This is a genomic window from Pseudomonas sp. PSB18 (assembly GCF_014596565.1).
Taxonomy (GTDB): Bacteria; Pseudomonadota; Gammaproteobacteria; order Pseudomonadales; family Pseudomonadaceae; genus Aquipseudomonas.
The window spans coordinates 103553-117583 of sequence record NZ_NOIN01000014.1 but is presented as its reverse complement, the minus strand read 5'-3'; the positions used below and the strand labels follow the sequence as shown (position 1 = coordinate 117583).

Genomic DNA, 14031 nt, shown 5'->3' with positions numbered 1-14031 from the left:
ATGAAAAAGCACGTGGTGTTGTACAAGGCGCTGTCAGCGCCCCTGATGGCCCGTTTGCAAGCGCAGGCCGACGTCACTTTCATTGAACGCCTGGATGCCCAGGGCCTGGCGCAACTGCGCGCCGCCCTGCCCGGCGCCCACGGCCTGCTAGGGGCGAGCCTCAAGCTGGACGCTTCGCTACTGGACCTGGCGCCGAACCTGCAAGCCATCGCCAGCGTCTCGGTGGGAGTCGACAACTACGACATCGACTACCTGACCGAACGCCGGATCCTCCTGAGCAACACCCCGGACGTGCTGACCGAAACCACGGCCGACACCGGGTTCGCGCTGATCCTGGCGACGGCCCGCCGCGTGGTGGAACTGGCCAACCTGGTTCGCGCAGGCGGCTGGCAACAAAGCATCGGCCCCCAGCACTTCGGCACCGACGTCCACGGCAAGACCCTGGGCATCATCGGCATGGGCCGCATTGGCGAAGCCTTGGCACAGCGCGGTCACTTCGGCTTCGGCATGCCGGTGCTCTACCACAGCCACTCGCCCAAACCTGCCGTCGAGCAGCGATTCAACGCGCGCTACTGCTCGCTGGAAACGCTGTTGCGCCAAGCCGACTTCGTGTGCCTGACCCTGCCGTTGACGGCCGAGACCCAGGGTCTGATCAATGCACAAGCGTTTGCGCAAATGCGCCCCGAGACCCTGTTCATCAACATCTCCCGGGGCAAGGTGGTGGACGAAGCGGCACTGATCGACGCCCTGCGCAACGGCCAGATCCGCGGCGCCGGGCTGGACGTGTTCGAACGCGAACCCTTGGACCCGGACTCGCCGCTCCTGCACATGGACAATGTGGTGGCCACCCCGCATATGGGTTCGGCGACCCACGAGACCCGAGAAGCCATGGCCCGCTGCGCAGTGGACAACCTGCTGGCGGCATTGGCGGGAGAGCGGCCGATGAATCTGGTGAACCGGGAAGCCTGGAAAGGTTGAGTCGTTTGCCACCGGCATCACGATCATCGCCAGCAGACTCGCGCCAACAGGGTTCGGGAACCACCAAAAAACGGGCCCAATCCCTAATACCAGCCAGTTAAGGATCAAACGGCGCAAAACCTGTGGGAGCAAAGCTTGCTCGCGATAATGACAGATCAGTCAACATTGCTGCTGACCGACTTGCCGCAATCGCGAGCAAGCTTTGCTCCCACAGGGTTGTGGCTTAACTGACTGGCATCAGCCCCGCCCCTTCGCAGGCGCGAGCCAGCCCACCAAGACGCAAGACCCGCTGGCAAAGACGCGGGATGAACGGCCGTCATCTCAAGCACGCTCGTCGCCGCGATGACTACGAACCGATCACAATTGTGCACACCCGATCAAAATCCCGTTAGTCGCCACCCCCCGCCATGCATTAAAGTAACGCCCCCAGCCCCGGCGTTATCCGAATGCCCTGGGCCACCCTTTCCAGGAACCGTCACCGATGGAACATCGTGAAGCGCTGCTTGCGCTGCGAACCTTTCTTTCAACGCAGATCCTCGGCCAGGAAAAACTCATCGAGCGCCTGCTCATCGCCCTGCTCGCCGACGGCCACATGTTGGTGGAAGGCGCGCCGGGCCTGGCAAAGACCAAGGCCATCAAGGAGTTGGCCGAAGGCGTCGAGGCGCAGTTCCACCGCATCCAGTTCACCCCCGACCTGTTGCCCGCCGACATCACCGGCACGGAAATCTACCGTCCGGAAACCGGCAGCTTCGTGTTCCAGCAGGGGCCGATCTTCCACAACCTGGTGCTGGCGGACGAAATCAACCGTGCCCCGGCCAAGGTCCAATCGGCCTTGCTGGAAGCGATGGCCGAGCGGCAAGTCAGCGTCGGACGCAGCACCTATGAGCTGTCACCGCTGTTCCTGGTCATGGCCACGCAGAACCCGATCGAGCAGGAAGGCACCTATCCGCTGCCCGAAGCCCAGCTCGACCGGTTCCTGATGCACGTCAAGATCGGCTTCCCGGATGCCGCGGTGGAACGTCGCATCCTGCAACAGGCCCGGGGCGAAGCACTGCACGGCGAAACCCCGCCGGAGCGTCGGGTAAGCCAGCAGGCGATCTTCGCCGCCCGCAAGGAAATCCTCGGCTTGTACATGGCCGATGCCGTAGAGGAGTACCTGGTGCAACTGGTCATGGCGACCCGTACCCCGGCCAAGTTCGACCCGGAACTGGCCGAATGGATCGCCTACGGCGCCAGCCCGCGGGGCTCGATTGCCCTCGACCGTTGCGCCCGCGCCCACGCCTGGCTGGCCGGACGTGACTTCGTCAGCCCGGAGGACATCCAGGCCGTGCTGTTCGACGTGCTGCGCCATCGCATCATCCTGTCGTTCGAGGCGGAAGCCGCGGGCATCGATCAGGACCGGGTCGTGCAGCGGATCCTCGACGTCGTCGCTGTCGCTTGAGCATGAGTCATGAATAACCCACTGGCGCCCACACCGGGCATCCGCGTCAGCCTTTCGGAGCTGATCGAGATGCGCCACCGCGTGCGCGAAGTGCAATTGTTCTCGACGCCGGGCCAGCGCAGCCCGTTGATCGGCCTGCACCACTCCAAGCTGCGCGGACGCGGGGTGGATTTCGACCAGGTGCGGGTCTACCAGGCCGGCGACGATGTACGCACCATCGACTGGCGCGTCACCGCCCGGACACAGGAACCCCACACCAAACTGTTCCATGAAGAGCGGGAACGGCCGATCTTCATCATGATCGAGCAGAGCCATCGCCTGTTCTTCGGCTCGGGGCAGGTGTTCAAGTCCGTGCTTGCCGCTCAGGCCGCCAGTCTCATCGGCTGGGCCGCGCTGGGGCATAACGATCGGGTGGGTGGGTTGGTGTTCGGCAACAACACCCACTACGAGGTCAAGCCACGGCGCAGCAAGCAGAGCCTGTTGCAATTGCTCAATCGCCTGGTGCGGGTCAATCAGTCGCTGCACACCGAAAGCGAGCCGGACCGCGATTCGTTCGGCGTCGCCCTGCGCCGGGCCCGCGAGGTGCTGCGCCCGGGCAGCCTGGTCATCGTGATCTGCGACGAGCGTGCGCTGTCCGACAGTGCCGAGCAGCAACTGAGCCTGCTGTCCCGTCATTGCGACCTGTTGCTGCTGCCACTGTCGGACCCGCTGGACCATGCCCTCCCCGCTGCCGGGTTGCTGCGTTTCGCCCAGCGCGGCGCGCAGCTGGAACTCGACACATTGAACGTCGAACTGCGCCAGGCGTATCGGGCCCAGGCCGAGGCCCGCCAGGCGCGCTGGGAGTGGCTGGCGCAGAAGCTGCGAATCCTGATGCTGCCCCTCAGCACCCAGGGCGACATGGTCGAACAGCTGCGCGAATACCTGAACCCCGGCCGGACGGGGAAAAGCCAATGAGCAGCCTCGATCAGTTGCAGCCGCTGATAGCCCCCCCTCCCGTCGGTTTCTGGCCCCCCGCGCCCGGCTGGTGGCTGCTGCTGGTGCTGTTGCCGCTGCTGGGCCTGGGCTTGTGGCACCTGCGCCGGTTCCTTCCCGTCAAGCGCACCACCGCTCGCACCGAGCAGCCCCTGGACCCGGTGCGCCTGGCCGCCCTGGCCGAACTGGCGCTGCTGCCCAAACCTTATGACGGCGCACCGGCCGGTGCCTGGCTGCAACAGCTCAACGGGCTGCTCAAGCGCCTGTGCCGCAACCACTATCCCTATAGCCAGAGCCATACCCTCAACGGACGAAAGTGGCTGGCATTCCTGGATAACCGCTGCCCGGCGGCCGGCCTGACCCGCTGGATGGTGTTGGTCGAAGGCGCCTACAAACCCGAATGCAAGCTGGACGACAAGGCCATCGCCGGCCTGACCCAAGCCGTTGAAATCTGGATTCGCAAGCATGTTTGAGTTCGCCTGGCCGTGGATCTTTGCCCTGTTGCCGCTGCCCTGGCTGATGCGCCTGGTGCTGCCGGCGGCCGACAGCGGCGAGTCGATGCTCAAGGTGAGCTTCCTGGAAGACCTGGAAGGCCTCGTCGGGCGTCGGGCCCGGACCCACTTGCCGAGCTGGCGTCAGCAGGCACCCTTCATTCTACTCTGGCTGCTGTTGCTGATCGCCGCCGCCCGCCCGCAATGGCTCGGGGAACCGCTGCCCATTGCCGCCAGCGGCCGTGACCTGCTGGTGGCGGTGGATGTCTCGGGCTCCATGGATTTTCCCGACATGCAGTGGAAGGACGAAGAAGTCAGCCGCCTGACGCTGGTCCAGCACATGCTCGGAGACTTTCTCGAAAGCCGCGAAGGCGACCGGGTCGGCCTGATCCTGTTTGGCAGCCAGGCCTATCTGCAGGCACCGCTGACGTTCGACCGCCACACGGTACGGCGCTGGCTCGACGAAGCACGCATCGGCATCGCCGGCAAGAACACCGCCATCGGCGACGCCATTGGCCTGGCCCTCAAACGCCTGCGTCAGCGCCCAGCCCACAGCCGCGTGCTGATCCTGGTCACCGATGGCGCCAACAACGGTGGTGAGATCGACCCGCTGACCGCCGCCCGGCTGGCCGCCGACGAAGGCGTGAAGATTTACCCCATCGGCATCGGTGCCGATCCGGAGCAAAGCGGCACGGCGGGTTTTCTCGGCGTCAATCCGAGCCTGGACCTTGACGAACCGACACTCAAGGACATCGCCCAGGCCACCGGCGGCCGCTACTTTCGCGCCCAGGACGGAGAGCAGATGCTGGCGATCAAGACCACCCTCGATCAGCTCGAACCGGTGACCCAGCAACCGACCCAGGCCCGTCCCGCCCGGGCGCTCTATCAGTGGCCGCTGGCCGTTGCGCTGTTGTTGAGCGTGTTGCTGGTGGCTCGGGAACGCTGGCCGGCCAACCCGTTGCAACGGCTGTTCACCCAGCCGCTGTTCCAACCGGCCCACCACGCCGAATGGCGCCAACGCCTCAAGCGCCTGCGTTTGCGGAGGCGCCGATGATCGCTCTCTGGCCTCACTGGTTGCGTCCCGCTTTCGTGTTGCTGCTGCCCCTGCTGGGCTGGTTGCTCTGGCAACTGTGGCATCGGCAGAAACGGGTGGGCCGCTGGCAGATGATCCTGCCGCCGGCATTTCATTCCGTGCTGCTCAGTGGCGGCAGCGGCCGGGAAAGCCGGCTGCCCTGGATCGCCCTGGGCCTGGGCTGGTTGCTGATGGTGCTGGCATTGCTGGGGCCAAGCTGGGCGCGGGTCGAACAGACCAGCCAGAAACCCGTCGACCCGCTGGTGGTGGTGCTGGAATTGACCCCGGAAATGCTCGCCACCGACGTTCCCCCTACACGCCTGGAGCAGTCCCGGCGCAAGCTGCTGGATCTGCTGCATAACCGCAGCGATGCGCAGACGGCGATCATTGTCTATGCCGGTAGTGCCCATACCCTGGTGCCGCTGTCCGACGACCTGTCCACCAGCACCAACCTGCTCGAAGCCCTGTCGCCCTCGATCATGCCGCAAAGCGGCCATCGCGCCGACCTGGCGGTCAACAAGGCCATGGCCCTGCTGGACCAGGGCGGGCTGGGCCACGGTCGGATCCTGTGGATCGGTTCGTCGTTGAACGAGCAGGAACGCCAAGGCATTCATCAGGTGCTTGAGGGTTCCGCCACGCGTTTGTTGATGCTGGGCATCGGTACCCGGGAGGGCGCGCCGGTGGCCCAGAACGATGGCAGTTACCTCAAGGATGACCAAGGTGCGATCCTGCTGCCACGCCTGGACAGCCCGAGTCTCAAATCCTTCGCCAGTGAGCTGGACGGCCGTTATCGTCCGGCACGCCTGGACGATAGCGACCTCAAAGGCCTGGGCCTGCTGGCCGGTCCGCGCCATCTGCGCAGCGACGGGCAGACCCTGCGCCTGGACACCTGGGCCGACCAGGGTTACTGGTTGCTCCTGCCGCTGTTGTTGCTGGCTGCCTGTGCCGGGCGCCGAGGCTGGCTGTTCTGTCTGCCGCTGCTGTTCGCCTTGCCGCAGACTGGTCATGCCTTCGAATTCCAGGACCTGTGGCTGCGCCCCGACCAGCGGGGCCAGCATCTGCTCAAGCAAAAACGCCCGGCCGAGGCCGCCGAGCACTTCGAAGACAGCCAATGGCAAGGGGTCGCCCTGTACGAAGCCGGCGCCTATGGCGAGGCCGCCCGACGCTTTGCCGAAGGCAACGACGCCCGTGCGCATTACAATCGGGGCAACGCGCTGGCCAAGAGTGGCGAACTGGAGGCCGCGCTGGATGCGTATGAACAGGCCCTGGAGTTGCAACCTGACCTGCGCCCGGCGCAAACCAACAAAGCCTTGGTGGAAAGTCTGTTGAAGGAACAGGCACCGCCGCCGGATGACCCCAAGCCAGCCGAAAGCGAGGAACCGGGCCCCGCCGAGCAATCGCCGAACGCCGGTACGCCGTCCCAATCCTCGCAGACCGAATCGGCCCCTGCCGAGGCAAGCACGGCGCCGGATGAAACCCAGGCGCCCCACAAGCCTGCGACGGCCGCCCAGGACGTACCGGGCAGCGAGTTGCCCGACGAACAGACCACCACCCCACCGCTGCGCCCCGCCGCCGGCCAGCGCAACGAAGAAGAACAGCATCAGGCGCTGGAGCAATGGCTGCGCCAGATCCCGGACAATCCGGGGGAATTGCTCAGGCGAAAATTCTGGTATGAACAGCAAAGCCATCAGGCCCAGGGAAAAACCCAATGATCCGCTTCACCGCCCAGTTCCTTGCCTTGCTGTTCTGGATCGGCGCCGCCCAGGCGGCGCAGTTGACGGCCAGCGTGGATCGCAGCCGCCTGAACTCCGGGGAAACGGTGGAACTGACCCTGGAATCCAACGACGCCACGCTGTTCGGCAAACCTGACCTGAGCCCGCTGCAGTCGCTGTTCGATGTGCGCGGTACCCGCCAGGTCAACCAACTGACCACCCTGGACGGCGAAAACCGCGCCACCACCCGCTGGATTGTCACGCTGCTGCCACGCCAGAGCGGCACCGTGGTGATTCCCGCCGTACATCTGGGCGAAGTGTCCAGCCAGCCGATCACCCTGCAAGTGATCGAAAGCGAGACCCGCACCGCGGCCGGAACCCTGGCACCGATATTCATCGAGGCCAGCCTCGATCAAAGCCACGTGTATGTGCAGGCCCAGGCGATCCTGACCCTGCGCATCTACCATTCGGTGTCGCTGTACGACGACAGCAGCCTGACACCCTTGCACATTCCCGATGCACGCACCGAACAGTTGGGCGAGTCCCGCACCTATGAAAAAGTCATCAACGACGTGCGCCACGGCGTGATCGAACTGCGCTACGGCATCTATCCGCAGCGCAGCGGTGAACTGACGATCCCGGCCCAGACATTCAGCGCCACCCTGGTCGAGCCAGTGGCCCAGGGCTCGGCACCGTCGGGGCCGAAGCCCGGCCAGTTGATGCACGTCAGCTCGACACAACTGCTGCTGACCGTAGATCCCAAGCCGGCCAGCTACCCGGCCGATGTGCCATGGCTGCCGGCACGCAGCCTGTCCTTGAGCGAGAGTTGGAGCCCGGAACCGACCCACAGCCAGGTCGGCGACTCCCTGACCCGCAGCCTGACCCTTGAAGCCGAAGGCCTGGCCAGCGCCCAGCTCCCGCCCCTGCCGGCCACGGAAATCAACGGCCTGCGGCGTTATCCCGACCAGCCGGTGCTGAGCAGCCGCAGCAGCGAACGCGGGCTGGTGGGCAGCCGTGAAGACCGCGAGGCGCTGGTGCCGAACCGCAGCGGCACCATCGAGCTGCCGCCCGTTGAAGTGATCTGGTGGAACACCCTGGAAAATCACCTGGACCGCACCAGCCTCCCGGCGCGAACCCTGCAAGTGGCAAACAACCCGAGCCTGATGGTGGATACGCCAACGGGCACGCCGCAGATCGTGACCACTGTCGACAACGAAACCTTGTGGTACTGGCAACTGAGCTCGTTCCTCCTGGCCTGCACGACGCTGCTCGGCTTCGGCCTGTGGTGGCGCGCCCGCTCGCAGCCGGCGATCCTGCGCGCGGCCCAGGCGGGACCGAGCCCACGCACCCTGCTGGACGACCTCAAGCGCACCTGCCTGGCCAATGACCCCCACGCCACCCGTCAGGCACTCGACGCCTGGGCCCGCCAGCAGCCGGAAACCCTGGCCGACATGGCGGCGCGCTTCGTGCCGCTGTCCGACGCCCTGGATGGCCTCAACGGCGCGCTCTACAGCGAAACCGGCCAGCACTGGCAAGGCGAAGACCTGTGGCGCGCGATTCGGTCCATTCCCGCCGCAGAGCGCTCCCAGGACCCGTTGGGTGACAGTGGACTCCCGCCGCTCTACCCGAAATAATCCCCGGCCTTTGTGGCGAGGGGATTTATCCCCTCGCCACAGGATCGGTTCTTCCCAGTAAACTCTGTACTTTTCCAGCCGCCCTCTTCACCCGCGGCCATCATCTGTTTTCTGGAGTTTGCCTTGCGTCTGTTCCACACCTCCGACTGGCACCTGGGGCAAAACCTGCACGGCCAGGAGCGCGATTTCGAACACGCGTGTTTCCTCGAGTGGCTGCTGCGCCAGTTGGCCAACGAAAAACCCGATGTCCTGTTGATCGCCGGCGATATCTTCGACACGGTCAACCCACCGGTAAAAGCCCAGGAGCGGCTGTACGACTTCATCGTCAGTGCCCATGAACAACACCCCACCCTGACCATCGTGATGATCGCCGGCAACCACGATTCCGGCTCGCGGATCGAGCTGCCCGCGCCACTGATGCGACGGCTGCGTACCCACGCCCTCGGCCGGGTGTTGTGGCTGGACGACGGGCAACTGGACGTCGAACGCCTGCTGCTGCCCTTGCCCGATGCCAAGGGCAAGATCAAGGCGTGGTGCCTGGCCCTGCCGTTCCTGCGTCCCGCCGAAGTGACCGGCGCGCAACTGGGCGATGACTACCTGCGGGGCATCGGCCAGGTCCACGAGTGGCTGATCGCCGCCGCCAACGGCAAGCGCAAGAAGGGCCAGGCGCTGATCGCCGTCAGCCATGCGCACATGGCCGGCGGCTCGGTGTCCGAGGACTCGGAGCGCAGCCTGATCATCGGCAACGCCGAAGCCCTGCCCGCCAGTCTCTTCGGTCCGAGCATCAGCTACGTCGCCCTCGGCCATCTGCACAAGCCGCAGAAGGTCAACGGCGAGGAACGCATCCGCTATAGCGGCTCGCCGATTCCGCTGTCGTTCTCGGAAATCGGCTACCAGCATCAGATCCTCGACGTCACCTTGGACGGCGACACCCTGGTCAAGGTCGAGCCGCGACTGATTCCCCGGGCCGTCAACTTGCAACGCCTGGGCCCGGCGCCGCTGGCCGAGATCCTCGGGCAACTCAAGGACCTGCCGGACATCGACCTGCTGGCCGATGTCCAACGGCAACCCTGGCTGGAAGTCCGGGTGCGTCTCGACGAACCCCAGCCGGACCTGCGCAATCAGGTGGAAATCGCGTTGCAAGGCAAGGCGGTGCGGCTGGTGCGGATCGCCGCCGAATACGCGGGTCACGGCAGTGCCGCGAGTGCCGATGACGACGCAGCCTTGATCGAGCTGGATCAACTGAGCCCACAGGAACTGTTCAGCCGAGCCTGGCAGGACACCTATGGCAACGAAGTGGACGAGCAGACCCTCAAGGATTTTGCCGTGTTGCTGCAAGACGTCCAGATGGAGAGCGAGCAACCATGAAAATCCTCGCGATCCGTCTCAAGAACCTTGCCTCCCTGGCCGGGCCTTTCGACATCGACTTCACCGCCGAACCCTTGGCCAGCGCCGGCCTGTTCGCCATTACCGGCCCCACCGGCGCGGGCAAAAGCACCTTGCTCGATGCCCTGTGCCTGGCGTTGTTCGGTGCCGTACCGCGCCTGAACAACACCGGGCGCGATGCCAAGGTGCCGGACGCCGACGGTGAAATCGCCACCGGTGACCCCCGCACGTTACTGCGCCGCGGCACCGGCGATGGCTACGCGGAAGTGGATTTCCGCGGCATCGACGGACGCCGTTATCGCGCCCGCTGGGAAGCCAATCGCGCCCGGGAAAAGGCCGGCGGCAAGTTGCAGGCCAGTCGCCAGAGCCTGCGGGACCTGGACAACGACCAGTTGTTGGCGAGTCAGAAAGGCGAGTACAAGGCCCAGCTCGAAGCTGCGCTGGGCCTGAACTTCGAGCAGTTCACCCGCGCCGTGTTGCTGGCCCAGAGTGAGTTCAGCGCCTTCCTCAAGGCCGATGACAACGACCGCAGCGAGTTGTTGGAAAAACTCACCGACACCGCCCTGTACACCCGCCTCGGCCGCCGTGCATTCGACAAGGCCAAGCAGGCCAAGGAAAGCCACAAGCAGTTGCAGGACCAGGCCACAGGCGTCACACCGTTGCCCCCCGAGGCCCGGGCCGAACTGGACGCACGCTTCAATGAAGCCCAGCAACAGCTCAAGACCCAACAGGCACAACTCAAGCAGTTGGAACTGCAACACACTTGGCTCAAGGACCTGCGCCAACTGCAGGACGAACACGCCAGTGCCGCCGAACAACTGCAACAGGCCGAGGCCGACTGGAACACCCTGGCGGACGAGCGCCTGAAACTGATCCGCCTGGAGCAACTGGCCCCCCAGCGCCATCAATTCATCCGCCAGGCGGAACTGACCCGGCTCCTGGCGCCGCTGGCGATACAGGTCCAGCAGCTCGACCAGCAACGGATCGATCTGAATGAACAACAGGCGCAACTGGAAAAAAGCCTGGCCGCAGCACAACAGGCACTGGCCGCAGCCCGTCAACAGAACACTGACAACGCGCCGTTGCTGCGCCAGGCCTTTGAAGAGCAGAACACCCTCGCCCGCCTGATCACGGAGGCCAATCAGGCGGCCGAGCGCCAGACGCAGGCACAACTGGCCTGCACGGATGGCCAACGTACCATCGACACCCTGCTCGAACAGCAGAGCCAGGTGGCCACGCGCTTACAGCGCATCGCCGGCGAGCTAGAGCAAAGCGCCCACCTCGCGCCGCTGAGCGATGCCTGGAAGGCTTACCGTGATCGCCTCCAACAGTTGATGCTGATCGGCAATCGTCTGAACAAGGGCCAGGCCGAACTCGCTGCGCTGGAACACAACGCCACCCGCGCCGCCGAGGAACTGGTGGCCCGTCGACAAGAACTCGAGGTGCTGTACAAGGAAGCCGACGCCGAACCCGAAGCCGTGGCCGAACAGATCCAGCTGCTCGGCAATCTGCTGCACGATAATCGCAAGCAACAACGGGCCTTCGAAGACCTCACGCGGTTGTGGGCCCGCCAGCAGGAGCAGGACAAACGTGGCATCGAGCTTGAACAACGCCAGCAACAGGCGTTGCAAGAGCGCGACAGACTGGTGCGCGAAGGCGGCGAAGCCAAGGCCGAGCTGGCGGTTGCCGAACAGACCCTGACCGTGACCCGTGAACTGCTGGCACGCCAACGACTGGCTCGCAGCGAAAGCGTCGAGCAGTTGCGCGGTCAGCTACAGGACGAGCAACCTTGTCCGGTGTGTGGCAGCGTCGAGCATCCTTATCATCAGCCTGAAGCACTGCTGCAAAGCCTCGGCCGCCACGATGAACACGAAGAGGCCAGCGCCCGCAAAACCGTCGACCTGCTCAATGAAAAAGTCATCGACCTGCGTGCGCAATACAGCGGTGTCATGGCCCAGCTCAAGGAGCTGAAACAGCAGCAGGAACAACTGGCGACCCAGCAGCAGGAGCTGGCCCCCAGCCTGGAAGCCCATCCACTGTCCACGCAACTGCTGGCGCAGGACACCGTCAAGCGCGACGCCTGGCTGGCCCAGCAGAACACCCAGCTGCACCAGCGCATCACCCAGGACGAGCAACGACAAGCCGCCCTGCTGACCCTGCAACAGGAGGCCGCACGCCTGTCCCAGCACCTGCGCAATGCTGAAACGGCGAGCCAACAGGCGTCACTGCACCTGAGCAATCAGCAACAGGAACTGGACCGGGATCGGCAACGCCTGGACGATGAGCTGCGCCACTTCAGCAGCCTGTTACCGGCAGAGACCTTGCAAGCCCTGCGCACCGAGCCGGCCGCGACCTTCATGCAGCTCGACCAGCAGATTGCCCAGCGCCTGGAACAGCTGGAGCAGCAGCGCGACGAGCTCAGCGAACAGTTCCAGCGCCAGCAGACCCTGGAAAAGGAGCAGGACCGCCAACAGACCCGCGTCCAGCAACTGGAGTCGGCGCAACAACAACTCAAGGGCCTGACCGAGCAACAGCAGGCCTGCCAGCAGACCCTCACGCAATTACTCGGCGAACACCGCAGCGCCGAACAGTGGCAGCAACAACTCGACCAGGCCCTGGAACAGGCGCGCACTGCCGAGGCAACGGCCAATCAGCAATTGCACGAGTTACGCAACAGCCTGGTGCAGCTAGCCGCCGAACTCAAAGCCCGACAGGAGCAGGCACAGTCCCTGGACGCTGAACATCAGACGCTGGCCGCCGGTATCGCCCAATGGCGCACTTCCCATCCCGAACTGGACGACGCCTCCCTCGAGGCCCTGCTCGCTCTCGATGAGCAACAGGTCGGCCAATTGCGCCAGCGATTACTCAACAGCGAAAAAGCCATCGAACAAGCCCGTGTACTGCTGACCGAAAGAGAACAGCGCCTGCAGAATCATCAGGCCCAGCACAACGGCAACCTGTCGCCTGAACAACTGGCCGACGCCCTCACCCAACTGCAGCTGCAATTTTCCGCCAGCGAACAACGTTGTGCCGAACTGCGCGCCGAACAGGCTGAAGACCAACGCCGGCAAAGCGCCAACCAGGCCCTGGCCCTGCAAATCGAGCAGGCCTATGCCGAGTATCAACGCTGGGCCCGGTTGGATGCACTGATCGGTTCGGCCACCGGCGACCGCTTCCGCAAACTGGCCCAGGCCTACAACCTCGATTTGCTGGTGCACCACGCCAACGTCCAGTTGCGGCAATTGGTACGCCGCTACCGGCTCAAGCGCGGCGGCAGCATGCTCGGGCTCCTGGTGCTGGATACGGAAATGGGCGATGAACTGCGTTCGGTGCATTCATTGTCAGGCGGTGAAACCTTCCTGGTCTCCCTCGCCCTGGCGCTGGGCCTGGCCTCGATGGCGTCCAGTACCCTGAGGATCGAATCGTTGTTCATCGACGAAGGTTTCGGCAGCCTCGACCCCGAATCCCTGCAACTGGCGATGGACGCCCTCGACGGCTTGCAGGCCCAGGGCCGCAAAGTCGCGGTAATTTCCCACGTGCAGGAAATGCACGAGCGGATCCCGGTGCAGATTCGGGTGCAGCGTCAGGGGAATGGGTTGAGTACGGTGGAGGTGAAGTAAGGCGGTTGAACACCGGTGAACCTTGTGGGAGCGAGCCTGCTCGCGATCGCGGCGGTACAGTCAACATTGATGCAAGCTGACACACCGCTATCGCGAGCAGGCTCGCTCCCACAGGATCGGTGGCTTGGCTGACCCGATCAGTCTTGAAGCAAGCTCAGTAATCGCTCACGCGCCGCTTCCGGCTCGTCGGGTACCGGCTGGGCAGCCGAGACAATCGGGGTGGAATAGAGAAACAGCAGCATCACTGCCAGACGCATCGCCATGGTGTCGATCCTTATGGGAGAAAGGAGTCAATTTTTCAGCGTCAAATTTAAACACATGGCCATGTGATATTACAGTGAGTTTTTTCAGAACACGCTGAAGCGCTTGGTGAAAATGACGAAGCCTGCGATCTTTTCTCTCCCTGTCGAGACGAAAAGATCGCAGGCTTCAGTCGTTACGACGCGCTCAGTGTTGGATTTTGTGATCCAGTGCGGCGTAGAAGTTGGCGCTCTGTTGCAGGTATTTCTCGGTGTAGCTCTGGGTACGATTCTTCTTGTCGCTGATCTCGATGCTGGCATTGGCCGGCAATGCCACGGTGGCAGAGATGGCGGAAGCGGCGATGATGGAGAAGAGGTTCAGGTTCATGGCGGTATTCCTCGGATTCAGTTGGCTGTCTTGCCCGGTTGGGCCGTGAAGCAAACTTACGCGCCGAGGCGTCTCGTCTAGAAATGTTTTGCAATGCT

At 64.2% G+C, this 14031-nt stretch carries 11 protein-coding genes; 9 read left to right on the top strand and 2 right to left on the bottom strand.

What is annotated here, in order from left to right:
• The 9 genes from CGA22_RS24740 (at position 1) to CGA22_RS24700 (ending at position 13306) form a co-directional block, all read left to right on the top strand.
• Positions 1 to 978 carry a 2-hydroxyacid dehydrogenase gene (locus CGA22_RS24740; protein ID WP_041024976.1) on the top strand — a complete coding sequence of 326 codons (978 nt, stop codon included), beginning with the start codon at positions 1 to 3 and terminating at the stop codon, positions 976 to 978.
• A 481-nt stretch (positions 979 to 1459) separates the two neighbouring features.
• The gene (locus tag CGA22_RS24735; RefSeq protein ID WP_041024975.1) at positions 1460 to 2419 is read left to right on the top strand and encodes an AAA family ATPase; all 960 of its coding nucleotides are present in this window, start codon (positions 1460 to 1462) and stop codon (positions 2417 to 2419) included.
• A 9-nt stretch (positions 2420 to 2428) separates the two neighbouring features.
• Positions 2429 to 3373, top strand: coding sequence for a DUF58 domain-containing protein (locus CGA22_RS24730; protein ID WP_041024974.1), 945 nt, complete (start codon positions 2429 to 2431; stop codon positions 3371 to 3373).
• A complete protein-coding gene (locus CGA22_RS24725) occupies positions 3370 to 3864 on the top strand; it encodes a DUF4381 domain-containing protein (protein ID WP_041024973.1) in 495 nt (164 codons plus the stop codon). The genes CGA22_RS24730 and CGA22_RS24725 overlap by 4 nt, the downstream gene beginning before the upstream one ends.
• Positions 3857 to 4936 (top strand): vWA domain-containing protein, encoded by a 1080-nt coding sequence (locus CGA22_RS24720; protein WP_041024972.1) that lies wholly within the window; start codon positions 3857 to 3859, stop codon positions 4934 to 4936. Before CGA22_RS24725 ends, CGA22_RS24720 begins: the two co-directional genes overlap by 8 nt.
• Positions 4933 to 6666, top strand: a complete 1734-nt coding sequence (locus tag CGA22_RS24715; RefSeq protein ID WP_041024971.1) for a tetratricopeptide repeat protein — start codon at positions 4933 to 4935, stop codon at positions 6664 to 6666. The genes CGA22_RS24720 and CGA22_RS24715 overlap by 4 nt, the downstream gene beginning before the upstream one ends.
• Positions 6663 to 8300, top strand: a complete 1638-nt coding sequence (locus tag CGA22_RS24710; protein WP_041024970.1) for a BatD family protein — start codon at positions 6663 to 6665, stop codon at positions 8298 to 8300. The genes CGA22_RS24715 and CGA22_RS24710 overlap by 4 nt, the downstream gene beginning before the upstream one ends.
• A gap of 123 nt (positions 8301 to 8423) precedes the next feature.
• Complete coding sequence (locus tag CGA22_RS24705) at positions 8424 to 9668, top strand: exonuclease SbcCD subunit D C-terminal domain-containing protein (protein WP_041024969.1); 1245 nt, start codon at positions 8424 to 8426, stop codon at positions 9666 to 9668.
• Complete coding sequence (locus tag CGA22_RS24700) at positions 9665 to 13306, top strand: AAA family ATPase (RefSeq protein ID WP_041024968.1); 3642 nt, start codon at positions 9665 to 9667, stop codon at positions 13304 to 13306. The genes CGA22_RS24705 and CGA22_RS24700 overlap by 4 nt, the downstream gene beginning before the upstream one ends.
• Positions 13307 to 13443: 137 nt before the next feature.
• On the opposite strand, the gene CGA22_RS27250 is transcribed toward CGA22_RS24700, so the two are convergent.
• A complete protein-coding gene (locus CGA22_RS27250; RefSeq protein WP_256223202.1) occupies positions 13444 to 13569 on the bottom strand; it encodes a hypothetical protein in 126 nt (41 codons plus the stop codon).
• A gap of 184 nt (positions 13570 to 13753) precedes the next feature.
• Positions 13754 to 13933 carry a hypothetical protein gene (locus CGA22_RS24695; RefSeq protein WP_041024967.1) on the bottom strand — a complete coding sequence of 60 codons (180 nt, stop codon included), beginning with the start codon at positions 13931 to 13933 and terminating at the stop codon, positions 13754 to 13756.
• Positions 13934 to 14031: the final 98 nt, after the last annotated feature.

What these genes read in the sequence shown, in the direction of transcription:
- CGA22_RS24730 (WP_041024974.1), top strand. Translation starts at nt 2,429, where the DNA reads ATGAATAACCCACTGGCGCCCACACCGGGCATCCGCGTCAGCCTTTCG.
- CGA22_RS24695 (WP_041024967.1), bottom strand. Translation starts at nt 13,933, where the DNA reads ATGAACCTGAACCTCTTCTCCATCATCGCCGCTTCCGCCATCTCTGCC.
- CGA22_RS24715 (WP_041024971.1), top strand. Translation starts at nt 4,933, where the DNA reads ATGATCGCTCTCTGGCCTCACTGGTTGCGTCCCGCTTTCGTGTTGCTG.
- CGA22_RS24740 (WP_041024976.1), top strand. Translation starts at nt 1, where the DNA reads ATGAAAAAGCACGTGGTGTTGTACAAGGCGCTGTCAGCGCCCCTGATG.
- CGA22_RS24700 (WP_041024968.1), top strand. Translation starts at nt 9,665, where the DNA reads ATGAAAATCCTCGCGATCCGTCTCAAGAACCTTGCCTCCCTGGCCGGG.
- CGA22_RS27250 (WP_256223202.1), bottom strand. Translation starts at nt 13,569, where the DNA reads ATGGCGATGCGTCTGGCAGTGATGCTGCTGTTTCTCTATTCCACCCCG.
- CGA22_RS24710 (WP_041024970.1), top strand. Translation starts at nt 6,663, where the DNA reads ATGATCCGCTTCACCGCCCAGTTCCTTGCCTTGCTGTTCTGGATCGGC.
- CGA22_RS24725 (WP_041024973.1), top strand. Translation starts at nt 3,370, where the DNA reads ATGAGCAGCCTCGATCAGTTGCAGCCGCTGATAGCCCCCCCTCCCGTC.
- CGA22_RS24720 (WP_041024972.1), top strand. Translation starts at nt 3,857, where the DNA reads ATGTTTGAGTTCGCCTGGCCGTGGATCTTTGCCCTGTTGCCGCTGCCC.
- CGA22_RS24735 (WP_041024975.1), top strand. Translation starts at nt 1,460, where the DNA reads ATGGAACATCGTGAAGCGCTGCTTGCGCTGCGAACCTTTCTTTCAACG.